This window comes from Jongsikchunia kroppenstedtii DSM 45133, assembly GCF_000380485.1.
In the GTDB taxonomy this organism is placed as follows: Bacteria; Actinomycetota; Actinomycetes; order Mycobacteriales; family Mycobacteriaceae; genus Jongsikchunia; species Jongsikchunia kroppenstedtii.
Genome location: NZ_AQYG01000047.1, coordinates 105,150 through 127,269, shown reverse-complemented (window position 1 = coordinate 127,269; position 22,120 = coordinate 105,150). Strand labels below are relative to the sequence as shown.

Below are 22,120 nucleotides of genomic sequence, written 5' to 3'. Positions count from 1 at the left end.
TTAGTTCTAGGGACTTCGGCCCCGAGAACGAGGGAGGCAGCATGGCGCAGGAACAGACCAAGCGGACCGGTGGTGGCGACGACGGTGACGACGTCGGCCCGGATGCCGGAGCGGGGCAGGAGCGGCGCGAGAAGCTGGCCGACGACACCGACGATCTACTGGACGAGATCGACGACGTCCTCGAGGAGAACGCCGAGGACTTCGTGCGCGCCTACGTGCAGAAGGGCGGCCAGTGACGGGGCTGCACGAGGTCGGCCGTGACATCTCGTCGTTCACCGAGTTCATTCGTGATCAGGCGCCGCATCTGTTGCCGCACAATCGCGTTCGTACGGTGACCGATGCCGATAAGGTGCCGCACGGCACCACGATCGTCGCGATCGCGTATCCCGGCGGAGTGATCCTGGCGGGCGACCGGCGAGCGACGGCGGGCAATCTGATCGCCAGCCGCGACATGCAGAAGGTGTTCATCGCCGATGAATTCTCGGCGGTGGGCATCGCCGGCACCGCGGGCCTGGCCGTCGAGATGGTCCGGCTGTTCGCGGTCGAACTCGAGCACTACGAGAAGATCGAGGGCGTCCCGCTGACGTTCGCGGGCAAGGCGAACCGGTTGGCGGGCATGGTGCGCTCCAACATGGAGCTGGCCATGCAGGGCCTGGCGGCGATTCCGCTGCTCGTCGGCTATGACGAGGACGACGAGCGGGGCCGGATCTTCGGTTTCGACGTCGCGGGTGACCGGCACGAGGAACTCAGCGGCTACCAGGCGATCGGCTCCGGATCGGTGTTCGCGAAATCGTCGATCAAGAAGCTCTACCGTGCGGATATGGATGCCGAAGCGGCGCTGGTTGTGGCCGTCGAGGCGCTGTACGACGCGGCCGACGACGATTCGGCGACCGGCGGGCCCGATATGACCCGCGGGCTGTATCCGACGGCGGTGCGCGTCGACGCCGCCGGTGCGGTCGAGTTGTCGAAGGATGAGCTCGCGACCGCGGTGCGGTCGGTGATCGAGCGCCGGGCCGCCGAGTTCGCCGGCGAAGGCGAGGGGGACGCATGACATTCCCGTATTACGCCAGCGCCGAACAGATCATGCGCGATCGTTCGGAGCTCGCCCGTAAGGGCATTGCGCGCGGACGTAGTGTCATCGCCCTGACGTTCGCCGACGGCGTGCTGTTCGTCGCGGAGAACCCGTCCAACACGTTGCGCAAGGTCAGCGAGATCTACGACCGGATCGGTTTTGCGGCCGTCGGCAAGTACAACGAGTTCGAGAGCCTGCGAAAAGCCGGCATCCAACTCGCGGACATGCGCGGCTACAACTACGACCGTGCCGACGTGACGGGCCTGTCGCTGGCCAACGCGTATGCCAACTCGCTCGGCTCGGTGTTCACCGAGCAGGCCAAGCCGTTCGAGGTCGAACTGTGCGTCGCCGAGGTTGCGCGGCCGGGGCGGGATACGCCGTCCCAGCTGTATCGCATCACCTACGACGGGTCGATCGCGGACGAGTCGAAGTTCCTGGTGATGGGCGGCGTGACCGAACACATCACCGAGGCGATGACCGAGTCGTATGTGCCCGACGCCGAGCTCGGGGCCGCCCTGAGCGGCGCCGTGCGGGCGCTCGCGGCCGGCGGGCCGGCGAGCAATGGCAAGGACAAGCCCGAGCCGCGGGAGATCGGCGTCGGCGACCTGGAAGTGGCGATCCTCGATCGATCGCGGCCGCGGCGGGCGTTCCGCCGGCTGTCGGCCGCGACCGTTGCAGAGTTGCTGCCCGAGGCGTCGCCCGATTCTGAGTAGGGTTGCTAACGTGCAGCGGCGAATCATGGGGATCGAGACCGAGTTCGGGGTCACCTGTACGTTCCACGGGCATCGGCGACTGAGTCCCGATGAGGTGGCGCGGTACCTGTTCCGGCGGGTGGTGTCCTGGGGCCGATCCTCGAACGTGTTCCTGCACAACGGCGCCCGGCTGTATCTCGATGTCGGCTCGCATCCCGAATATGCGACCGCCGAATGCGACAGCCTGGTCCAGCTCATCGAGCACGACCGCGCCGGCGAACTGGTCCTCGAGGATCTGCTGGACGACGCCGAGCATCGGCTGGCCGATGAGGGTATCGGCGGGGACATCTACCTGTTCAAGAACAACACCGATTCGGCCGGCAACTCGTACGGGTGTCACGAGAATTACCTGGTCGTGCGGGCCGGTGAGTTCTCGCGCATCGCGGATGTGCTGCTGCCGTTCCTGGTGACCCGGCAGCTGATCTGCGGCGCCGGCAAGGTGCTGCAGACGCCCAAGTCGGCGACGTTCTGCCTGTCGCAGCGCGCCGAACACATCTGGGAGGGCGTGTCGTCGGCGACCACGCGCTCGAGGCCGATCATCAACACCCGCGACGAGCCGCATGCCGACGCCGAGAAATATCGGCGCTTGCACGTGATCGTCGGCGATTCGAACATGTCCGAGACGACCACGCTGCTCAAGGTGGGCTCGGCCGCGCTGGTGCTGGAGATGATCGAGGCCGGCGTGGCGTTCCGGGACTTCTCGCTGGACAACCCGATCCGCGCGATCCGCGAGGTCAGCCACGACACCACCGGCACCCGACCCGTGCGGCTCGCCGGAGGGCGCACCGCGAGCGCATTGGACATCCAGCGCGAGTACCACAATCGGGCGCAGGAGTACTTGGCGAGCCGGGAGCCGATGGAGGGCAGCCAGTCGCCGCAGGAGCTGGCCCAGGTCGTGGACCTGTGGGGCCGGGCACTGGACGCGGTTGAGCTGCAGGATTTCTCGAAGGTCGATACCGAGATCGACTGGGTGATCAAGCGCAAGCTGTTCCAGCGTTATCAGGATCGCTACGACATGGATCTGTCCGATCCGAAGATCGCGCAGCTGGACCTGGCCTACCACGACATCAAGCGCGGCCGCGGCGTCTTCGACCTGCTGCAGCGCAAGGGGCTCGCGGCCCGGGTGACCACCGACGAGGCGATCGCCGCGGCGGTGAACAATCCGCCGCAGACCACCCGCGCCAAGCTGCGCGGCGATTTCATTGCGGCGGCGCAGAAGGCCGGCCGCGACTTCACCGTCGACTGGGTGCATCTCAAGCTGAATGACCAGGCCCAGCGGACGGTCCTCTGCAAGGACCCGTTCCGCAACGTGGATGAGCGCGTCGATCGTCTGATCGCTTCGATGTAGCTCTATGGTGGTCAGCGTGACGACCGCACAACAGTTCGAGCCGCAGCCGAAGTCGAAGGTCGAACGGCTGATGAACCTGGTGATCTGCCTGCTCTCGACGCGGCAGTACCTGTCGGCCGAGCAGATCCGGGGGAGTGTCGCCGGTTACGAATCGTCCAAGTCGGACGAGGCGTTCAACCGGATGTTCGAGCGCGACAAGAACGAGCTGCGCGACCTCGGCATCCCGCTCGAGACCGGCCGCACGTCCGGCTGGAGCTCGGTCGACGGTTATCGGATCAATCGCGACGCCTACGAGCTGCCGGATATCGACCTGGATCGCGACGAGGCGGCCGCTGTGGCGCTGGCCGCGGCGCTCTGGGATTCGCCGGAGATGACGGCCAATTCCCAAGGCGCCCTGATGAAATTGCGGGCCGCGGGTGTCCAGCTGGAGGCGGAGGCGGTCGACCCGATCCGCCCGGCACCGCCGCGCGGGCTCGGCTCCGAGTCGGTGCTGGGTTCGGTCCTCGCCGCCATCAACGACGGCCGGCCGATCCATTTCGATCATCGGCCCGGGCGCGCTCAGCCCTACGTCGAGCGGACGCTCGAACCGTGGGGCGTGGTGACCCATGGTGGCCGGTGGTATCTCGTCGGGCACGACCGGGATCGCAACGCGCCGCGGACGTTCCGGCTGTCGCGAATCGGTGGCGCCGTTCGGCCGTTCGGTGATGCGGGGTCGGTGCAGGTGCCGGCGGAGGTCAATCTCCGCGAGCTGGTCGCCGCCGCGGTCACGCGTGGCGATACCGGGCGGCCGCTCGCCGTGGCGACGCTGTGGATCGCCGAGGGACGGGGCGGCGGGTTGCGCCGGATGGCGAATTCGGAACGTGCCGAGACGCGCGGCGCGCGCGCCGGAACCGTTGTCGACGTCGACATCTGGTCGATGGAGGCGATGACCCGCCAGGTGCTGGCCGGGGGACCGGACGTCGTCGTGCTGGAGCCGGAAGAGCTGCGCGACAACGTTGTCGAAGCGCTGACCGCGATGGCCGGGGGTGCTCGATGAACGCCGGCGGAGCACGACTGAACCGGATGCTGGCGATGGTGCCCTACTTCCTGGCCCATCCGGGGGCCAGCGCGGAGCAGGCCGCGCAGGACCTGGGGACCAGCTCGAAGCAGATCATGAAGGATCTCGAGCAGCTCTGGCTGTGTGGGCTGCCCGGTTACACCCCCGGCGACCTCATCGACCTCGCCTTCACCGAAGACAGCGTCGCGGTGACGTTCTCCGCCGGCATCGACCGTCCGCTGCGGCTCACGGCCGCCGAGGCCGCGCCGATGCTGGTGGCCCTGCGAGCGCTGCTGGACATGCCCGGCGTCGTCGACCGGTCGGCGGCCCGGTCGGCGATCGCGAAGATCGAGGCCGCGGTCGGCGGGCTGATTCCGACCGCGGTGCAGTCCGCGACGAGTGATGGCGAGGCAGACGGCGACGCGGAGTCGGACGGTCCGGCCGAGCTGGTCCGGGGCGCGCTGCTCGACGGGCGGGCGCTGTCGATGCGGTACTACTCGGCGACCCGGGACACGGTCAGCGACCGCGTGGTCGACCCCATCCGCATCTCCGCGATCGGCGATCACAGCTACCTGGAGGCCTGGTCGCGGGAGGCGGGGAGCGTGCGGTTGTTCCGCTTCGACCGCATGGACCGGGTCCAGGTGCTCGATGAACCCGCTCAGGTGCCGTCGGATGCCGTCGAGGCGGAAGCGTCGGTCACCGCGCTGTTCGATGCCGATCCGGCGGTACCGTCGGTGCAGGTCGACATCGATCCGAGGGAGTTCTGGGTGCTCGACTACTACCTGATCGAGCCGCTGGACCAGATCGAGGATCACCCAGCTGACCAGCCGATACGTGCACAGATGAGTTACGGGTCGATCGACTGGATGGTGCGGTTCCTCGCCGGGTTCGGTGGCCGGATCCGGGTCGTCGATCGGCCCGACATCGCCGAGCAGGTGCAGGCGCGGGCGGCCGCGGCCCTCGAGCTCTACAGCAATACGGCCGCGCAGCAATAACTCAGCACCGATCACATCGGTTAGCATTGAGATGTATTCAAGGGAAGGGTTTTGGCAATGGGTGCGATCCAGCCGTGGCACATCATCGTCGTGGTGATCGTCGCGTTGATTCTGTTCGGTTCGAAGAAGCTTCCCGATGCCGCCCGAGGACTGGGCCGGTCGCTGCGCATCTTCAAGAGCGAGGTGCGCGAGATGCAGAACGAGAGCAAGGCGGCTGATACCGCCGACGCCCCCAAGCAGCTCGAGAAGTCCGAGCCGGCGGCAGACGCCGTCGAGACGCCGACCGAGACCGAGAAGCGCTCGGCCTGACCGTGAGCCCGGGAGCCGTCGCTGCATGGGCGCCCGGCATCTGAAACGTGCGCATCCCCTTTGATCCGCGCCGTAGTAAGCGGCGCATAAATCCCGACGGCACGATGTCGTTGGTCGAGCATCTCTACGAGCTGCGTACCCGCCTGCTGATTTCGATGGCGGCGATCATCCTGACCACGATTGTCGGGTTCGTCTGGTACTCACACGGCCTGTGGCATATCGAGTCGCTGGGCGAGCTGCTGCGCCGGCCTTATTGCGATCTGCCGTCCGATGCGCGCGCGTCACTGACCCCCAACGGCGAGTGCCGGCTGCTCGGCACCGGGCCGTTCGACCAGTTCATGCTCCGCCTCAAGGTCGGGCTGACCGCCGGCGTCGTGCTGGCCTGCCCGATCTGGCTGTACCAGCTGTGGCAGTTCATCGTGCCGGGCCTGCACAAGAACGAGAAGCGCTACGCGCGCGGATTCGTCTTTGTGGCATCGGTGCTCTTCATCGCCGGCGCCGTGCTGGCCTATCTGGTGGTGGCCAAGGCCTTCCACTTCCTGTTGACGGTCGGCTCGAACGTCCAGGTCACGGCCCTGGACGGTATGAAGTACTTCAGCTTCATGATCCATCTGCTGATCATCTTCGGCGTGAGCTTCGAACTGCCGCTCCTGGTGGTCGCGCTGAACCTGATCGGCGTCCTGACCTATGCGCGGCTCAAGAAATGGCGGCGCGGGCTGATCTTCGGTCTGTTCGTCTTCGCCGCGGTGGTGACGCCCGGGTCGGATCCGTTCACGATGCTCGCGCTCTCCTGCTCGCTGGCGGTGCTGTTCGAGGTCGCCGTGCAGTTCGCCCGAATCCATGACAAACGCAAGGCCAAGCGCGAGGCGCACCAGTGGGGCGATGTGTCCGACGATGAGGCCTCGCCGCTGGATCTGCGTGTGCAGTCGGTCGGTGCGACGGCGGCCGCCGCACCGGGCCCGGTGGTCCATCCGGCGCCGCTTCCAGAGTTCGATGACACGCTGTGACGGTCGTGCCGGGGTCTGAGCTGGACCGGTTCGTCGAGCATCTCGACTTCGGCCTCGACGACTTCCAGGTCCGTGCCTGCGAGGCGCTGGAGCACGGCCACGGCGTCCTGGTCTGCGCGCCGACCGGGGCGGGCAAGACGATCGTCGGCGAGTTCGCGGTGCACCTGGCGCTTGCGGCCGGCACCAAATGCTTCTACACGACGCCGATCAAGGCGCTGAGCAATCAGAAGTACTCCGACCTCGCTGCCCGGCATGGCGCCGAACAGGTGGGTCTGCTCACCGGCGACAGTTCGGTCAATTCTGATGCGCCGATCGTCGTGATGACCACCGAAGTGCTGCGCAACATGCTGTACGCCAATTCGCCGGCGCTGCGGGGCCTCTCGCATGTGGTGATGGACGAGGTGCACTACCTGGCCGACCGGTTCCGCGGAGCCGTCTGGGAAGAGGTGATCCTGCATCTGGCGCCCGCGGTGCGGGTGGTCAGCCTGTCCGCGACGGTCAGCAACGCCGAGGAGTTCGGCGCGTGGATCCAGACCGTGCGTGGCGACACCGCCGTCGTCCTCGATGAGCATCGCCCGATTCCGTTGCAGCAGCACATGATGGTCGGCGGGCGGATGTTCGACCTGTTCGATCCGCGGCAGCGCCAGCCGGGCGCGGGGAAACGCCGCGAGGTCAATCCGGAGCTGTCGCGGTACATCCGCGAGCGGGAGCAGCGCGAGCGTCTCGACGACCTGCCGGCTCGGCGCCGATCCGGCCGGGACCGCAATCGTCATTCTCATCGCGGCCGCCGCCGGCCGCTGTCGCGGCCCGATCTGATCGGCCGGCTCGACCGCGACGGGCTGCTGCCGGCGATCTCGTTCATCTTCTCGCGGGCGGGCTGCGACGCCGCGCTCAAGCAGTGTCTCGATTCGGGCCTGCGGCTGCTGGAACCGGACGAGACCGCCGAGGTGTTCGCCGTCGCCGACAGGTATGTCGACCAGCTGTCACCCGCGGATCGGGACATCCTCGGCGTCGACGAGTGGCGGGCCGGCCTGGGCCGGGGGTTCGCCGCTCATCACGCGGGGTTGCTGCCGGCGTTCCGTCACGCCGTGGAGGAGTTGTTCGTCCGCGGCCTGGTGAAGGTCGTATTCGCCACGGAGACACTGGCTCTCGGGATCAACATGCCGGCCCGGTCGGTGGTGCTCGAACGGCTGGTCAAGTTCAATGGCGAAGCGCATGTCGACCTGACCGCCGGCGAGTACACCCAGCTGACAGGGCGCGCCGGGCGCCGCGGCATCGACATCGAGGGCCACGCCGTCGTCGTGTGGGCCGACGGGCTCGACCCCGGGGCGGTCGCGGGTCTGGCCGGTGCGCGCACGTTCCCGTTGCGGAGCTCGTTCTCGCCGGAATACAACATGGCGGTGAACCTGATCGAGCGTCTCGGTCTCGAGGGCTCTCGTGAACTGCTGACCCGCTCGTTCGCCCAGTTCCAGGCCGACAGGTCGGTGGCGACGCAGGCGAATCGCATCGCGTCGGCGACCCGGTCCCTGCAGGATCTCGATGATCGGCTGCGCGAGGAGGCGCAGCGAAACGGCATCGACCCGGGTCCGGCCGCACCGGGCACCGGCGACTATTCGGGGTTCACCGGCTACATGCGGCTGCGGGAAGAGATCCGGCAGCGCGAGCGTGAGGCCAAGTCGCGCAATCGATCACGCCGTCAGGAGACCCTGGTCGAGGACCTGTCGGCGCTCAAGCGAGGTCAGGTCATCGCTCTGCACGGGCGTCGACGCGGCCTCGCGGTGGTGCTGGAGCCGGCCGGTGACCGGCGCGATCCGAAGCCGCTCGTTCTCAGCGACGACGCCTGGTGCGGCCGGGTGGGCGTCCGCGATTTCCTCAATGCGCCCGAAGTTCTGGGGCACATGCGGCTCGCGAAGAACGTCGACCGGCGGACCGGCAAGGGGCGTCGGGACATCGCGTCGGCGCTGCGTTCGACGGGGATCGAGCTGCCGCGCGGGAAACAGTCGAAGACGGTCGACAAGGTCACCGACGAGGAGTTGGTCCGGTTGCGGGCGGTGCTCCGCGATCATCCGGCGCACGATGTGTCGCATCATGATTCGTTGATCCGCCTTGCCGAGCAACGCAATCGGGCGGCCCGCGAACTCGAGAGGTTGCAGGCCGCGGTGTCGGCGCGCACATCGACGCTCGCCAACCGTTTCGACCGGCTGGTCCGCATCCTGACCGATCGCGGATACCTGGCGCCGGGCGAGGGCGGTGCGCTCACGGTGACCGAGGACGGTCGCACGCTGCGGCGGATCTACAGCGAGAGCGACCTGCTGATCTGCGAGTGCCTGCGAGCCGGAGTCTGGCAGGGGATCGGCCCGGAAGACCTTGCCGGGGTTGCGTCGGCGATGGTGTACGAGTCGCGCCGGGACACCTTCAGCGGACCGGCATTGATCACCACCAATCCGAGACTGCGTGAGGTACTGACCCAGACTTTCGAACTCTGGCGCGAGCTGTCGGCCGCCGAGGGCGCCGCGTCGGTGACCCCGACGCGGGAACCCGACGCGGGGTTCGCATTGGCGATCCACGCGTGGGCTTCCGGGCGGTCACTGTCGGAGGTTCTTGCGGCCGCCGGTGAACGCGGTAAGCCGTTGCCCGCCGGGGATTTCGTGCGCTGGAGCCGGCAGGTGATCGACCTGCTCGGTCAGCTGCGCGGCGCGGTCGGCCGAGACGACCCGTTGCGGGGTGTCGCCGATCGCGCGATTGCGGCCATTCGCCGGGGTGTTGTCGCCGTCGAAATGCAGTGACGCCGGTATCGTCGGCGTCGAGGACAGCGGATCAGGCAACCGATCTGATCGGCCTGCCGACCATCAGCTGTAGTGAGTAGTGGAGGACCGATGAGCGGCCCAGAGAACCCCGGCAATCCCGACCCGAATGCATCGCAGGGTGGGCAGTCGTCGGGCTGGAATCAGCAGCCGAGTCCAGGTCAGTGGGTACCCGGATCGCAGCCGCCGACGGCCGCGGGTCCCGATGCGACACAGGTGAGTTCGCCCGGCCATTTCCCGCCCCCGGCCGCGCCGGGACAGTTCGGTCAGTCCCATGACCCCAATCCCGGCCAGTCCGGTAGTGGTCAGTTCGGCGCGCCGCCGCAGGGGAGTTTTCCGCAGTCGGCGCCCGGTCAGTATCCCCAGCCGGGCGGATACCCGCAGCCGCCGACCGGTGGGTTCCCGCAGCCGGGCCAGTACCCGCAGCCAGCCCAACACCCGCAGCCGGGCCAGTACGCGCAGCCGGGGCAATATTCCCAGCCGACGCCGTACGGTCAGCCCGCGTCGGGCCAGTTCCCGCAGCCGGGTTACACCCAGCCCGCACAGTCGGGACAGCTCAGCCAGCCCGGCTATCCGGCTCCGTCGGGGTATGCGCAGCCCGGCGCGTACAGCCAGCCGGGTCAGCCGTACCAGCCATTCGTCACCGACCCGGGCCATGCGGGCCAGGCGCCGCAGCAGTCCGGTCAGCCGACGGGGACCGACGGTGCCTTCTCATCGATGGTCAAGCCGGCCGCGGATCGTAAGCCACGCATGATGCTGATCGCCGCCGCGGCGATCGCCGTCATCGCCGTGGCGCTGGCGGTCACCGCTTTTCTCGCGCCGGGTTTCGCGCTGCAGAAGAAGCTGAGTCAGGGCGGTCTGCAGGACGGGGTCACCAAGATCCTGACGTCGGCACCGCCCGAGGGCTATCAGGTGGATTCCAAGACGCTCAGCGACGTGAACTGCCCGTCCGGGCAGAAGGCCAAGAAGAACGCGACGTTCACCTGCACCGCCAAGATCAACGGCAACAGCTTCACGGTGCCGATCACGGTGACCAATAGCGACGGCAATTTCCAGGTCGGCCGCCCGGTCGCCGAGAACTAGCGCGACACCGCGAGCGCTCCGTCAGTCGGTCCAGCCGAGCGCCTCGCCCAGACGGCCGATCGAATTGCCGATTCCGAGCTCGGCGGCGATCTCATCGAGCCGTGGGCGGTCGGCGGGAGCGGCCGGTAGCAGATCGTCCCGATCGAATTCGACCGGTGCGTCCGGGCGCACGAAAACGACTGTGCGCGCGGCCTTCAGATAGTCCACCGACTCCAAGAGCGAAGCCCGGTTGCGCGGCGTGATGCCCTTCGCGCCGTCGCGGGCCGCGGCCTCGACGCCGTCAAGGTCGCCGAACGCGGTGATGAGTTTGGCGGCGGTCTTGTCGCCGACCCCGGCCACGCCGGGCAGCCCGTCGGACGGGTCGCCGCGCAGCATCGCCATCTCGGCGTACGAGGTGCCCGCGCGCTCGGCGGGCACGCCGTACTTTTCGGAAACCTCGGCCGGGCCGAACATCTCCGCCTTGGCCAGGCCGCGTCCCACGTAGAGGACGCGCACGGGGACCGGGTCGTCGGCCACGACCTGCAGCAGGTCCCGGTCACCACTGACCACGACGACCGGATGGGTGGCTTCGCCGTCGGCCAGGGTGCCGATCACATCGTCGGCCTCGCAATCGTCGGCGCCGGCCGTCGCGATTCCGGCGGCCGCCAGGACGCCCATGATCATGTCGACCTGCGGGGTCAGCGTGTCCGGCACCTCTTCGACGTCGGCACTCGTCGCGTCGGTGGCCACCTCGGCGACCCGATGCGCCTTGTACGACGGAATCAGCGCCGTGCGAAAGTGCGGTCGCCAGTTCACATCCAGGCAGACGACCAGCCGGGACGGCCGTTCGCGGACGATCAGCGAGGCGAGCATGTCGACGAAGCCGCGGACCGCGTTGACGGGCCGGCCGTCGGGGGCGGTGATCTTGTCCGGGACCGCGAAGTAGGCGCGGAACCACAGTCCGGCACCGTCGATCAGCATGAGCGGCGGGCTGGACGGGAATGCGGGCGACGTCATACGGCACAGGCTAGCGGGCCCCCGCAACGAAATGGTCGGCCGCGATATGTTGGGACGATGACCGCGCCTGATGATCGCCCGTCGCCCAGCTCGCCGCAACGCTTTCCGGCATCGGTATACGCCGACCGGGTGGCGCGTGCGGCCGCGCTGGCCGCGGCGGCCGGGCTGTCCGGCATCGTGGTGACGCCGGGCCCGGATCTGCGGTATCTCGTTGGGGCGCACATTGATACGTTCGAGCGGATCAGCGCGCTGGTGATTCCGGCGGAGGGCGATCCGGCGGTGGTCGCGCCGCGCATGGAGTTGGCCGCGCTGCGTGATTCGGCGCTGACGGAGATCGGGGTGCCCATCCGTGATTGGGTCGACGGCGACGATACGTACGGGATGATCGTCGAGGCGCTCGGCGACGGGGCGGCCCGCGTCGGCGTGAGCGATGCGATGCCGGCGCTGCACAGTGTGCCGCTGGGCGATCGGCTCGGCATCCGGCTGGAGCTCGCGACCGGGGTGCTGCGCGAGCTGCGAATGATCAAGGATGCCAGCGAGATCGAGGCGTTGCGACGGGCCGGTGCCGCGATCGACGCGGTGCATCGACAGGTGCCGGGCTGGTTGAAAGCCGGACGGACCGAGGGCGAGATCGCGGCCGATATCGAGTCGGCCATGCTGGCGGCCGGACACACCCGGGCTGAGTTCATCATCGTGGGATCAGGTCCGAACGGCGCCGATCCGCACCACGAGGTCTCCGATCGAGTCATCGAGGACGGCGACATCGTCGTCGTCGATATCGGCGGTCCGGTGGCGCCGGGCTACAACTCCGACTGCACCCGAACCTACGTCGTGGGCGACGTCGACGGGCAGGCCGCCCACAAGATCGAGGTCCTGCGGCAGGCACAGCAGGCGGCCGTCGACGCGGTGCGTCCCGGAGCCACCGCGGAATCGATCGACGCGGCGGCGCGCGACGTGCTGGCCGCTGCGGGCCTGGCCGACGCATTCGTGCATCGCACCGGGCACGGGATCGGACTGTCCGTGCACGAGGAGCCGTACATCGTGGCCGGCAATGACCTGGTGCTGCGCGAGGGGATGGCGTTCAGCATCGAGCCCGGGATCTACTTCCCGGGCGGGTGGGGCGCCCGCATCGAGGACATCGTGATCGTCACCGCCGATGGCTGCGAGTCGGTCAACAACACCCAGCACGGGCTGACGCAGGCGGGCTAGCTAACCGGCGCGGAACTCGGCCGTGCCGAGGGTGCGCTGCACGGTGACGACGATGACGACCCGCCGCGGGTTCTCCCTGGGCGGGCGATAGCGCTGCGTGTAGCGGGCCTCGGCCTCGCGCACATCGGAGGGTTCACGCAGGACCGTCGCCGGTCCCTCCAGCGTCAGCCAGCGGGCGCCGTCGAGCTGGGTCACCGCGGCATAACCGGACCGTTCGACGTTGCGAACCTTCTGATTGCCGTCGGAGGTGATGATGCGGACCAGGCCGTGCTGCGCATCGAAGGTGAATCCGACCGGAACCGAATGCGGGGTGCCGTCGGCTCGCGCGGTGGCCAGAGTCGCCAGATGACGCTCGGTGACGAAGTCGAGCCCGGCATCGGACAGGATGGCTGGGGTCAGCATAGGTGCAGCCTACGAGCACCGGCCGGGCTCACGAACCGCCGATGGGATACTGAGCCGGTGAGTAGGCGTGCAAGTGGGCTCGACGGCGACGGCTCCATCGTGCTGTTCGGCGGCCGCAGCGAGATCGGTGTCGAGGTGGCCGCGCGAATCGCGAACGGCCGCACGGTCGTCCTCGCGGCCCGCCGGCCCGACGACCTGGCCGCCCAGCAACAGCGAATGCGTGACGCCGGGGCAACGGCCGTGCATTGCGTGCACTTCGACGCGAACGACACCGACTCGCATCCGGCGCTCATCGATCAGATCGTGGCGGATCACGGGCCGATCGGCGTCGCGGTCATCGCGTTCGGCATCCTCGGCGACGGCCCGCGCGCGGAAACCGATCACGCGCATGCGTTGGAGATCGTGCATACCGACTATGTGGCGCAGATCAGCGTGCTGACCCCGCTGGCGGTGGCGATGCGCGCGCAGCGATCCGGGTCGATCGTGGTGTTCTCGTCCATCGCCGGGGCCAGGGTACGACGCGCGAACTATGTCTACGGCTCCACCAAGGCCGGCCTGGACGGCTTCGCATCGGGCCTGTCGGATGCGTTGCATGGCAGCGGCGTCGACCTGCTGCTGGCCCGGCCCGGGTTCGTCATCGGCCAAATGACCAAGGAGCTCATGGCGACCGGCGTGAAACCGGCGCCGCTGTCGATCACCGCACCCCAGGCCGCGGACGGCGTCGTCAAAGCGCTGCGCCGCGGACGCCGGGTCGTGTGGATACCGGGCGTTCTTGGATTGGTGTCATTCGTGTTCCGGCTTGTGCCGCAGTCGATCTGGCGACGGTTACCGCGATGAGAGTCGTAGTTGTCGGCATCGGCGCCGATGGATGGGACGGGCTCGGCGGTCCGGCGCGGCGGGAGCTGCTGGGCGCCACCGAGATCTACGGCTCGCGGCGTCAGCTGGACCTGCTGGACGCCGAGGTCGATGCGGGTCTCATCGCCTGGCACAGCCCGATGTCCCAGCATCTCGGCGAGGTGCTGGCCGGCTCGGCGGATCGCGAGATCCATGTGCTCGCGAGCGGCGATCCGACGTATTACGGCGTCGGCAGCACGATCATCGAATCGATCGGCGCCGAGCATGTGACGATCATCCCGGCGGTATCGAGCGTGACGCTGGCTTGTGCCCGGCTGGGCTGGGATCAGGTGAGCACCCCTGTTGAATCGTTGCTGGAGAAATCGGTGCTACCGACCCTGGCGCAGCGGAAGGCAGGCGACCGGATGCTGTTCCTCAGTCGCGATGCCGCGACCGCGGGTTCGATTGCGGAGGCATTGCGGCAGAGCGGATTCGCCGATTCGAGAATGTGGGTGTTGAACGATCTCGGCGGCCCCGATGAACTGATCCAGTCGTCGACCGCGCAGGACTGGCGTGGGAACGCGGCGAGCTCGCTGAACATCGTGGGCGTGGTGTTCAGCGGGGGCTTCGATTGGTCGCGCGGCGAATGGGTTCCCTATGTCGCGGGCACGCCACGGCCGGATCGATTCACCAATGACGGGCAGATCACCAAGCAGCCGATGCGGGCGATCACGGTGTCGGCGCTGGGCCGGGTCGCGGAGCCGACGCTCCTGTGGGATGTCGGGGCCGGATCGGGGAGCATCGGAATCGATTGGCTCCGGACGAACCCGCGCGGACGGGCGGTCGCGTTCGAGTCCCATCCGGAACGTCGTGAGTTCGTTGCCGCCAATGCCGAACACCACGGGGTCGCCGACCGGATCGACATCAAAGGCCCAGTGCCGGAGAGCTTTGCGCGGGTTCCGGCGCCGGATCGGATCTTCATCGGCGGCGGCCTGACGGCCGAGCTGCTGGACGATTGCCTGGAACGTTTGGCCGCAGGCGGTCGGCTGGTCGCGAATGCCGTGACCCTGGAATCGGAGACGATCCTCATGGCGGCGTATGCGGAGCACGGTGGCGAATTGCAGCGAATCCAGTGGGAGACAGCCGGTTCGCTGGGTAGAAGGTCCGGGTGGGAGCCGCGGCGCACGATCATGCAGTGGACGGTGGAGCCGTGACGGTATTCGTGATCGGCGCCGGACCCGGTGCCGCCGATCTGCTGACCCTGCGCGGCGCCGAAATCCTGGGCCGGTGCCAGGTCTGCCTGTACGCGGGTTCGCTGGTACCGCCGGAGATGCTGACACATTGTCCGGACGGTGCGGAGCTGGTCGATACCCGGCACATGCTGCTCGACGACATCATCGAAACGATTGCCCGGGTGCACCGCGAGGGCAAGGATGTCGCCCGGCTGCATTCGGGCGACCCGTCGCTGTATTCGGCCGTCGCCGAACAGCATCGGCGCCTGACTGCGCTGGAGATCCCCGTGGAGATCGTGCCCGGCGTACCGGCATTCGCCGCCGCCGCGGCGGCGCTGGATACCGAACTGACCGTGCCGACCGTTGGACAGTCACTGCTGATCACCCGGGTCTCGACGCTGTCGACGGATATGCCGCCCGGCGAATCGCTGGGCGAGCTGGCGCGCACCGGCGTGACGCTGGCGCTGCATCTCGCCGCGCACCAGGCGTCGCAGATCGTCGAGACGCTGGTGCCGCACTACGGATCCGACTGCCCGACGGCGACGGTGGCGTTCGCCAGCCGGGACAACCAGCAGATCGTGCGGTGCTCACTCGGCGAGCTGGCCAACACGCTGGAGACGGCCGGAATCGCGCGCACTGCCGTGATTTTCGTGGGCAGGGTGCTGGCGGCCGAGCGATTCGACGACAGTTATCTGTACTCCAAGGCCCGCATGACGAAGCTCCGGCAACCATGACCGGACCGGTGCTGATCCTGGGCGGCACCGGGGAGGCCCGGGCGCTGGCGAGGCAGTTGGTCGACGCCGGGGTGGCGGTGGTGTCGTCGTTGGCCGGTCGGGTGCGCGATCCGGCGCTGCCGGTCGGGGAGGTGCGCATCGGCGGTTTCGGCGGAGTACCGGGACTGACCGATTGGCTCACCGAGCATCGCCCGACCGCGGTGGTGGATGCGACGCACCCGTTCGCGCAACAGATCTCCCGGAACGCTGCTGCCGCTACAACGCAGGCCGGTGTGCCGCTGCTCGCGCTGCGCCGGCCGCAGTGGCAACCGGAGACCGGCGACAGTTGGATCGATGTCCCCGATATTCGCGCGGCCGCAACCGAAGTCGGCCGTCGATCGCGGCGGGCATTCTTGACGACGGGTCGCCAGGATGTCGGAGCCTTTGCCGCACAGGCCGATACCTGGTTCCTCATCCGCGTCGTCGATGCGCCGACGGCGGATCTGCCGCCGCACCACGAACTGCTGCGCAGCCGCGGACCCTACGACGTCGCCGGCGAACGCGAACTCATCGACCGGTACGGGGTCGATCATCTGGTAACTAAGAACAGCGGCGGATCGATGACGTCGGCGAAGCTGACCGCCGCTCGCGACGCCGGTGTACCGGTGATCATGGTGCGGCGGCCGGCATTGCCCGACGGAGTGGCGGCGGTGGATTCGGTGGACGCGGCCGTCGGTTGGGTCGCTCAGCTGCGGTAGTAGCGCGGCGTGAACGACAGGTCGCCGCCGGGACGTTCCAGAACTCGAGTGGTGCTCGAACCGATGATCAGCAGCGTGCGCATGTCGACGGTGTCCGGGTCGAACTCTCCGAGGGTGGTGGTGCGCACCGTTTCGGTGGGACCCCCTACGTCGCGGCCCTGGATCACCACGGTCTCCGGCGACTTCAGCTGCAGCAGGAGCGCTTTGAGCTGCGCTACCTGAGTGGTGCGTTGGCTCGATCCGGGGTTGTAGATCGCCAGCACCAGGTCGGCATCGGCGGCCGCGCGTATCCGCTTCTCGATGATGTCCCAGCCCTTGAGCCGGTCCGACAGCGAGACCACGGCGTAGTCGTGGCCCAACGGCGCGCCGGTCGCGGCGGCGACCGCGTTGGCCGCGGTGACTCCGGGAACCACGCGCACGGGCACGTCGTGCCACTGCGGATCGGCGGCCTGCTCGACGACGGCCGTCGCCATCGCGAAGACCCCGGGATCGCCGGAGGACACGACCGCGACCCGGGCGCCGCGTTTGGCCAGATCCAATGCGAGGCAGGCGCGTTCGGACTCGACCTGGTTGTCGCTGGCGTGCACCTGCTGACCCGGCCGGACGTCGACCCGGTTGAGGTAGGTCTTGTAGCCGACCAGGTCGGTGGCGCGCGCCAGCTCGGCGCTCACCTCCGGGGTGGTCCAGCGATCCGCGCCGGGGCCGAGACCGACCACGACGACCTCACCACGGTCGGCCGAATCCGGTTGGGCTGCGGGATTGTTGAGCGGCCCGGGCACGACGACCATCGAGAAGTAGGGGACCGTCGTCGGGTCGACCTCCCTGACCGGCAGCACCCGTTGGGCACCGGTCGATGCCCGCTCGACATACCAGGCGTCGTCGAGACGTCCGGAGTCTTCCAGCGCCGCAAGCACATCGGTGAAGGTGCGGCCGAGTTTCATGATCGCGGCGGCGTCGGCCGACCGCAGCCGGTGCGCGAGTTCGGTGCGGGGCAGGGTGCCGGGCAGCACGGTGAGGACCTCGTCGGCCTCCACCAGCGGCACACCGACGGCCGCGGCCGAGGCGCTCACCGAGGTGACGCCGGGAATGATCTCGGCGTCGAACTCATCGTGCAGCCGCTTGTGCATGTGCATATACGAGCTGTAGAAGAGCGGATCGCCCTCGGCGAGCAGCGCCACGTCGCGCCCGGCGCGCAGATGTTCGGCCAGCAGTTCGGCCGACTCGGCGTAGAAGTCGTTGAGCGCACCGCGATATCCGCCGGGGTGACTCGTCGTCTCGGTGGTGATCGGATACATCAGCCGCTCTTCGATCTGGCCCTCGCGCAGATACGGTTCGGCGACGGAGCGGGCGATCGACCGTCCGTGCCGGGCGCAGTGATACGCGACCACGTCGGCGCGGCCGATGGCGGCCGCGGCCTTGACGGTGACCAGCTCGCTGTCGCCGGGGCCGAGGCCGACGCCCCAGAGCTTGCCGGATGCGGTGTTCGTTTCGCTCATTCCTGCGCACTCGCGATCGCATTGACGGCTGCTGCGGTGATGGCGGATCCGCCGCGGCGGCCGAGGACGGTCAGGAACTCGACGTCCGTGCGTTCGGCAAGTGCCGCACAGGATTCGGCGGCGCCGATGAATCCGACCGGCGCGCCCACGATGACCGCGGGACGGGGTGCGCCCTGGTCGATCAGGTCGAGAAGATGGAAGAGGGCGGTGGGTGCGTTGCCGATGGCGACGACGGCGCCGTCGAGCAGCGGCAGCCACAGCTCCACGGCGGCGGCGGTCCTGGTGTTGCCGATCTGCGCCGCCAACTCGGGTGTTCGCGCGTCCCGGAGGAAGCAGTGCACCTCGTTGTCGGCGGGGAGGCGGGTCCGGGTGACGCCGGCGGCGACCATGTTCGCGTCGCACAGGATGCGGGCGCCGGCCTCGAGCGCGGCCCGGCCGGCCGTCACGGCGGCATCGCTGGCGCGAATATCGGCGACAAGGTCGACCTGGCCGCTGGCGTGGATCATCCGCACCGCGGCCGACCGCACCGATTCCGGCAGACCGGCGAGGTCGGCCTCGGCACGGATCGTCGCGAACGAGCGCCGGTAGATCTCGGCGCCGTCGCGGATGTAGTCGTACACAACCGTCGACAATAGCCAGTCGTCAGTCGCCGAAGACCTCTGCGGTGGTGCGCAGCTGCACGCCGATCAGTGCTAGGTCGTGCAGGCGGGAGTCGTTGGTCTGGGAGGTGGCATCCGTGACGAGCACCGTCCGGTAGTCCCGCTCGGAGGCGTCGAACAGGGTGGCGCGCGGGCAGTTGGGCAGGTTGCATCCCGCGACGACCACCGTGGTGATGTTTCGTTGTTGCAGCAGGTCGTGCAGGCGGGTGCGATGGAACGCCGACCAGCGCGGCTTGAACAGCACGAACTCGTCGGCGCCGATCGGCTGAGCGGCACCCGTGAGCAGGGTGCCCGTGTCGAGATCGATGGCGATCCCGGCGGGCAGCAGCCGGGCCGGGATCTGAGAACCGGGCGAGCCGGGGGCGACGACGTGATCACCGGCTTCGACGGCAGCGCGCCGGGGCGGGTCGACGTCGCTGCCGCCCGGCGGGTACAGCCGCACGATGTGCACGACCGGCCGGCCGTGTGTGCGGAACCTTTCCGCCAGGTGGGCCATCGCGTCGATCTTGTCGGCAGTACCGGGAACGGGCGTCGCGCCGTCGACGAAGTCGTTCTGGACATCTATCAACACCAGCGCCGACCGTTCCCAGTCGGGTGCGAGGTAGTCGGGGAGCGTGGGATCGACGGTCATCGGTGACTACCCGAACTGGCCGTCGATGAAGCCGGCGAGCAGCACGGCGAAGCCGCCGACCTCGCCGATGATCAATGCCGCCATCGACGCGTGCAGTGCCGCGTCGGCATGCTCGAACTGGTTGGTGGTGTCGCGCCGCAGGCCGTGCGCGATGTAGCTGGCGATCGCCGCGACGAAGAAGAACACCAGAACCATTGCCGCCGTGAGGTTCACCCAATCGGCCCAGCCGCTCAGCTGCACGAAGACCGCGATCAGCAGCGTGGCGAACGAGTACAGCAGCGCTGCCCGGTGGGCGATATCGACATACGGATGCGCAAGGTGGTCGTCGTTGACAGACATCTCGCGGTACTTCCAGATTCCGAGAATCAACGCCAGCAGGAAGATCAACCCCGCGGCAAGCAGCGTGATCTTGGTGGCGGTCGTCAGATCCATGGGATCGACCGTACGTCAGGCGACCGGCGGCGATGCTCAGGATCGGTGATCGTGCAGCTGATCGATCGCCTGCACGACAGCCGGATCGCTGCACGATGGGCGGCCATCGATGCGGCGGGCACTATTTCGACACCGTGACGAGTTCGTCCGGGGTGGCGATGATCAGCGTGTGCGTACCGGCGGGAGACCCGCAAGCCCGATCGCAGCCGACCCAATGTTCGCGCGCGGCAACGGGTTCGGCGTCGCCGGCCAGGCTGTGCACGCGCTGCGCCGCCAGAGTGCGGACATCCGCGGTGGCCTTCGCGCACCCGGGCGCGCCCACGCAGCAGCTGATATGCGTCCACGGCGAGTTGGCGTCGAAGATCAGGCCCATCGGCGCGAGCACCCGCAACACGGTGTCGGCGACGCCCTCGGACAGGTCGGTGATGAGAATTTCCCGATCCGGCGTGATGACGATGTCGGTGCCGACGGCGCCGAGGAATTCGGCGAGCTGTGCGGTGATCCGGCCGTGCGCGACGACGCCGCCCAGCATCACGGTGCCGTCGGACTGTTCGAGCCACCCGATCCGCGGGACCCGGTGATAAACAACGGATTCCCCGGATCCCGATGTTCCCGGCAGTTGCCCAATCACGTGCTCGAGCGTGGCGTGGTCGAGATCGCGCATCCGCCATCGACCGTCGGCGGCGGCCAGGAATGCCTCGGCGGCATCGAGAATCGCGGAGACGACATCGTCGGTGTGCGCGAAGCGCCCGGTCGCGATCCCGCCCAGGATGAGCTCGGCGCGGTCGGCCGAATGCCACACCGCCGCCGAATCCGGTTGCAGGGCAAGTACATCGCCGCGACCGTCGTCGAGGCCGAACAGGAAGCGGCCGGACAGGCGCTCCAGGCCCGGCCGCATCTGGAGCTCGCGGTCCAGGCGGGAAACGTGCTCGCGCACATCGGCATTGCCGCCGATCCGGCCCGACTGAGGCGATGCTGCGATGTTGCGGACCTGTTCATGCGTCGGGGGCACCAGTCCCGCTGCGGACAGCCGGCCCGAGACGGCGTGCACGTCCGCGATTCCGCGAATCTGGATGTTTGCGCGAGAGGTGAGTTCGAGATGACCGTCACCGAACTCCGTGGCGACGTGCGAGAGCTCGGTGAGCTGGGCGGCGGTGACCACGCCGCCGGGGACTCGGACCCGCGCCAGCGCGCCGTCGCGGGCCGAGTGCGGCGTCCGCACGCCGGGGCACCGGTCGGCGGCCGGTCGGCCGGCCTGGTCATCAGTCACTTCTCCAGACTAGGTCCCCAGGTCGGGCACGGGCGCGCCGTGCGGCAGGCCGTCGGCGATGTAGGACTCGTAGATCGGCTGCCAGGGCTCCGCGTCGTCGGCGTGCGGCCCGGCGGTCGGGATCGCGTGCGCGTGCACGACGTTGTCCAGCTCGCGCAGGCAGACATCCCAGCCGGCGGCGTTGCGCGCGGCGCTGTTCTCGGCGTCGAGCACGTCGATCAGGGTCAGAATCGCGGCCTCCGGACCATCGGCTTCGACGGCGAGCCGGACCTCGTTCTCGCCCCAGGTGAAGGCGAACGTGGCAGGCGGGTCGTAGGCGAGCACGGTCCCGGTCAGGTCCATCGAATATTGATCCTCGACGAATCGGATCGTGCCGCCCACGCGTGGTTCGTAGCTCACCGTCGCGGGGTACCAGGTCGACAGCTGCTCGGGATCGGTGATCGCCTCCCAAACACGTTGCTGGCTATGGGAATAGCGGCGGATGAAGCGAACGGCCGGGCGACCGTCGACCGTGATGTATGTGCCCTTGTCGCGAATCGATTCAGTCATGAGTGGTGCTCCTTCGGGGTGGTCGTGTCGGTCGTCGTCGCGTCGAGATGGCGCCCCAAGGCGTCGAGGCGGTCATTCCAGAGCTGGCGATAGGGGGCCAGCCATTCGTCGAGCCCGATGAGCCCGTCCGGATCGATGGCGTAGATCCGCCGCTGCGCCTCCGTGCGCACCTGCACCAGATGTGCTTCCCGCAGCACGCGTAGATGCTTGGACGCCTGCGGCTGCGCGATCTCCAGGCGCTGCGCCAGCTCGCCGACGGCGCACGGTTGGAGCCGCAAGTGGTCGAGGATCCGTCGGCGCGTGCGATCGCCCATCGCGGTCCACATCTGATCGGTCACCTGCTTATATTCCAGCACCGGAATATGCCTGTCAAGGAATACTTGCCGGCGACCGCCGTCGCGTCGCTGCCCGATAGGGTGGCCACGACACGAACACGCAGGGAATCCGGTGAAAATCCGGGACGGTCGCGCCACTGTAAGACGCCCTGAGAAGACGACATGGGCTGTTGAGTCAGACCTCGCGTGTTCACCACC

Annotated in this window: 24 protein-coding genes; 15 read left to right on the top strand and 9 right to left on the bottom strand. The window is 68.4% G+C overall.

The genetic code is table 11. The annotated features are described in order from the left end of the window. Window positions 1-41 precede the first annotated feature (41 nt). The 10 genes from G341_RS0111600 (at window position 42) to G341_RS21845 (ending at window position 10,406) form a co-directional block, all read left to right on the top strand. Window positions 42-236: a ubiquitin-like protein Pup gene (locus G341_RS0111600; RefSeq protein ID WP_018179313.1), complete on the top strand. Its 195-nt coding sequence runs from the start codon at window positions 42-44 to the stop codon at window positions 234-236. Then, entirely contained in the window at window positions 233-1,051 is an 819-nt protein-coding gene (prcB, locus tag G341_RS0111595; protein WP_018179312.1) for a proteasome subunit beta, read from the top strand. Before G341_RS0111600 ends, prcB begins: the two co-directional genes overlap by 4 nt. Next, window positions 1,048-1,785, top strand: a complete 738-nt coding sequence (gene prcA / locus G341_RS21850; RefSeq protein WP_018179311.1) for a proteasome subunit alpha — start codon at window positions 1,048-1,050, stop codon at window positions 1,783-1,785. Before prcB ends, prcA begins: the two co-directional genes overlap by 4 nt. 10 nt (window positions 1,786-1,795) lie before the next feature. Next, the gene (gene pafA, locus G341_RS0111585) at window positions 1,796-3,172 is read left to right on the top strand and encodes a Pup--protein ligase (RefSeq protein WP_026303568.1); all 1,377 of its coding nucleotides are present in this window, start codon (window positions 1,796-1,798) and stop codon (window positions 3,170-3,172) included. 4 nt (window positions 3,173-3,176) lie between these two features. Beyond that, window positions 3,177-4,208 (top strand): helix-turn-helix transcriptional regulator, encoded by a 1,032-nt coding sequence (locus G341_RS0111580; protein WP_018179309.1) that lies wholly within the window; start codon window positions 3,177-3,179, stop codon window positions 4,206-4,208. Next, a complete protein-coding gene (locus tag G341_RS0111575; protein ID WP_018179308.1) occupies window positions 4,205-5,203 on the top strand; it encodes a helix-turn-helix transcriptional regulator in 999 nt (332 codons plus the stop codon). Before G341_RS0111580 ends, G341_RS0111575 begins: the two co-directional genes overlap by 4 nt. 57 nt (window positions 5,204-5,260) lie before the next feature. Continuing rightward, window positions 5,261-5,512 carry a Sec-independent protein translocase subunit TatA gene (gene tatA / locus G341_RS0111570; protein ID WP_018179307.1) on the top strand — a complete coding sequence of 84 codons (252 nt, stop codon included), beginning with the start codon at window positions 5,261-5,263 and terminating at the stop codon, window positions 5,510-5,512. Between the two features lie 47 nt (window positions 5,513-5,559). Beyond that, window positions 5,560-6,519, top strand: a complete 960-nt coding sequence (tatC, locus tag G341_RS0111565; protein ID WP_026303566.1) for a twin-arginine translocase subunit TatC — start codon at window positions 5,560-5,562, stop codon at window positions 6,517-6,519. Then, the gene (locus G341_RS0111560; RefSeq protein WP_018179305.1) at window positions 6,516-9,305 is read left to right on the top strand and encodes a DEAD/DEAH box helicase; all 2,790 of its coding nucleotides are present in this window, start codon (window positions 6,516-6,518) and stop codon (window positions 9,303-9,305) included. Before tatC ends, G341_RS0111560 begins: the two co-directional genes overlap by 4 nt. Window positions 9,306-9,395: 90 nt before the next feature. After that, on the top strand, window positions 9,396-10,406 hold the full coding sequence (locus G341_RS21845) for a DUF4333 domain-containing protein (protein ID WP_018179304.1): 1,011 nt from the start codon (window positions 9,396-9,398) through the stop codon (window positions 10,404-10,406). 21 nt (window positions 10,407-10,427) lie between these two features. Here G341_RS21845 and G341_RS0111550 read toward each other — a convergent pair whose 3' ends face one another. Next, window positions 10,428-11,366 (bottom strand): 5'-3' exonuclease, encoded by a 939-nt coding sequence (locus G341_RS0111550; RefSeq protein WP_026303565.1) that lies wholly within the window; start codon window positions 11,364-11,366, stop codon window positions 10,428-10,430. A 93-nt stretch (window positions 11,367-11,459) separates the two neighbouring features. On the opposite strand from G341_RS0111550, the gene G341_RS0111545 reads away from it, so the two are divergent. Further along, window positions 11,460-12,611 (top strand): M24 family metallopeptidase, encoded by a 1,152-nt coding sequence (locus G341_RS0111545; protein ID WP_018179302.1) that lies wholly within the window; start codon window positions 11,460-11,462, stop codon window positions 12,609-12,611. Here G341_RS0111545 and G341_RS0111540 read toward each other — a convergent pair whose 3' ends face one another. Continuing rightward, window positions 12,612-13,013 (bottom strand): PPOX class F420-dependent oxidoreductase, encoded by a 402-nt coding sequence (locus G341_RS0111540; protein ID WP_018179301.1) that lies wholly within the window; start codon window positions 13,011-13,013, stop codon window positions 12,612-12,614. It abuts the gene before it with no gap. 57 nt (window positions 13,014-13,070) lie between these two features. Here G341_RS0111540 and dprE2 point away from each other — a divergent pair, with 57 nt between their 5' ends. From dprE2 to G341_RS0111520, 4 genes are read left to right on the top strand one after another with little or no spacing between them, the layout of a single operon-like run. Further along, window positions 13,071-13,850, top strand: coding sequence for a decaprenylphospho-beta-D-erythro-pentofuranosid-2-ulose 2-reductase (gene dprE2, locus G341_RS0111535; RefSeq protein ID WP_051092769.1), 780 nt, complete (start codon window positions 13,071-13,073; stop codon window positions 13,848-13,850). Further along, window positions 13,847-15,061, top strand: a complete 1,215-nt coding sequence (cbiE, locus tag G341_RS0111530; protein WP_018179299.1) for a precorrin-6y C5,15-methyltransferase (decarboxylating) subunit CbiE — start codon at window positions 13,847-13,849, stop codon at window positions 15,059-15,061. The genes dprE2 and cbiE overlap by 4 nt, the downstream gene beginning before the upstream one ends. Continuing rightward, window positions 15,058-15,813: a precorrin-4 C(11)-methyltransferase gene (gene cobM, locus G341_RS0111525; RefSeq protein WP_026303563.1), complete on the top strand. Its 756-nt coding sequence runs from the start codon at window positions 15,058-15,060 to the stop codon at window positions 15,811-15,813. Before cbiE ends, cobM begins: the two co-directional genes overlap by 4 nt. Further along, window positions 15,810-16,550 (top strand): cobalt-precorrin-6A reductase, encoded by a 741-nt coding sequence (locus G341_RS0111520; RefSeq protein ID WP_018179297.1) that lies wholly within the window; start codon window positions 15,810-15,812, stop codon window positions 16,548-16,550. Before cobM ends, G341_RS0111520 begins: the two co-directional genes overlap by 4 nt. Here the strand turns inward: G341_RS0111520 and G341_RS0111515 are convergent. From G341_RS0111515 to G341_RS0111480, 7 genes are all read right to left on the bottom strand, one after another. Further along, complete coding sequence (locus G341_RS0111515; protein WP_018179296.1) at window positions 16,538-18,046, bottom strand: precorrin-2 C(20)-methyltransferase; 1,509 nt, start codon at window positions 18,044-18,046, stop codon at window positions 16,538-16,540. The genes G341_RS0111520 and G341_RS0111515 overlap by 13 nt on opposite strands. Continuing rightward, window positions 18,043-18,666 (bottom strand): precorrin-8X methylmutase, encoded by a 624-nt coding sequence (locus G341_RS0111510; RefSeq protein WP_018179295.1) that lies wholly within the window; start codon window positions 18,664-18,666, stop codon window positions 18,043-18,045. The genes G341_RS0111515 and G341_RS0111510 overlap by 4 nt, the downstream gene beginning before the upstream one ends. A 22-nt stretch (window positions 18,667-18,688) precedes the next feature. Next, on the bottom strand, window positions 18,689-19,336 hold the full coding sequence (locus G341_RS0111505) for a cysteine hydrolase family protein (protein WP_018179294.1): 648 nt from the start codon (window positions 19,334-19,336) through the stop codon (window positions 18,689-18,691). A gap of 6 nt (window positions 19,337-19,342) precedes the next feature. Further along, complete coding sequence (locus G341_RS0111500; protein ID WP_018179293.1) at window positions 19,343-19,768, bottom strand: hypothetical protein; 426 nt, start codon at window positions 19,766-19,768, stop codon at window positions 19,343-19,345. A gap of 121 nt (window positions 19,769-19,889) precedes the next feature. Then, on the bottom strand, window positions 19,890-21,038 hold the full coding sequence (gene cobG, locus G341_RS0111490) for a precorrin-3B synthase (protein WP_018179291.1): 1,149 nt from the start codon (window positions 21,036-21,038) through the stop codon (window positions 19,890-19,892). A 9-nt stretch (window positions 21,039-21,047) separates the two neighbouring features. Beyond that, complete coding sequence (locus G341_RS0111485; protein ID WP_018179290.1) at window positions 21,048-21,587, bottom strand: SRPBCC family protein; 540 nt, start codon at window positions 21,585-21,587, stop codon at window positions 21,048-21,050. Beyond that, entirely contained in the window at window positions 21,584-21,925 is a 342-nt protein-coding gene (locus G341_RS0111480) for an ArsR/SmtB family transcription factor (protein WP_342664835.1), read from the bottom strand. The genes G341_RS0111485 and G341_RS0111480 overlap by 4 nt, the downstream gene beginning before the upstream one ends. Between the last annotated feature and the right edge of the window lie 195 nt (window positions 21,926-22,120).

Excerpts from the sequence above, each read along its gene's own strand:
- G341_RS0111600 (WP_018179313.1), top strand. The coding sequence starts at position 42 with ATGGCGCAGGAACAGACCAAGCGGACCGGTGGTGGCGACGACGGTGAC.
- prcA (WP_018179311.1), top strand. The coding sequence starts at position 1,048 with ATGACATTCCCGTATTACGCCAGCGCCGAACAGATCATGCGCGATCGT.
- G341_RS0111580 (WP_018179309.1), top strand. The coding sequence starts at position 3,177 with ATGGTGGTCAGCGTGACGACCGCACAACAGTTCGAGCCGCAGCCGAAG.
- G341_RS0111575 (WP_018179308.1), top strand. The coding sequence starts at position 4,205 with ATGAACGCCGGCGGAGCACGACTGAACCGGATGCTGGCGATGGTGCCC.
- tatA (WP_018179307.1), top strand. The coding sequence starts at position 5,261 with ATGGGTGCGATCCAGCCGTGGCACATCATCGTCGTGGTGATCGTCGCG.
- G341_RS21845 (WP_018179304.1), top strand. The coding sequence starts at position 9,396 with ATGAGCGGCCCAGAGAACCCCGGCAATCCCGACCCGAATGCATCGCAG.
- G341_RS0111550 (WP_026303565.1), bottom strand. The coding sequence starts at position 11,366 with ATGCTGATCGACGGTGCCGGACTGTGGTTCCGCGCCTACTTCGCGGTC.
- G341_RS0111545 (WP_018179302.1), top strand. The coding sequence starts at position 11,460 with ATGACCGCGCCTGATGATCGCCCGTCGCCCAGCTCGCCGCAACGCTTT.
- G341_RS0111540 (WP_018179301.1), bottom strand. The coding sequence starts at position 13,013 with ATGCTGACCCCAGCCATCCTGTCCGATGCCGGGCTCGACTTCGTCACC.
- cbiE (WP_018179299.1), top strand. The coding sequence starts at position 13,847 with ATGAGAGTCGTAGTTGTCGGCATCGGCGCCGATGGATGGGACGGGCTC.
- G341_RS0111520 (WP_018179297.1), top strand. The coding sequence starts at position 15,810 with ATGACCGGACCGGTGCTGATCCTGGGCGGCACCGGGGAGGCCCGGGCG.
- G341_RS0111515 (WP_018179296.1), bottom strand. The coding sequence starts at position 18,046 with ATGAGCGAAACGAACACCGCATCCGGCAAGCTCTGGGGCGTCGGCCTC.
- G341_RS0111505 (WP_018179294.1), bottom strand. The coding sequence starts at position 19,336 with ATGACCGTCGATCCCACGCTCCCCGACTACCTCGCACCCGACTGGGAA.
- G341_RS0111500 (WP_018179293.1), bottom strand. The coding sequence starts at position 19,768 with ATGGATCTGACGACCGCCACCAAGATCACGCTGCTTGCCGCGGGGTTG.
- G341_RS0111485 (WP_018179290.1), bottom strand. The coding sequence starts at position 21,587 with ATGACTGAATCGATTCGCGACAAGGGCACATACATCACGGTCGACGGT.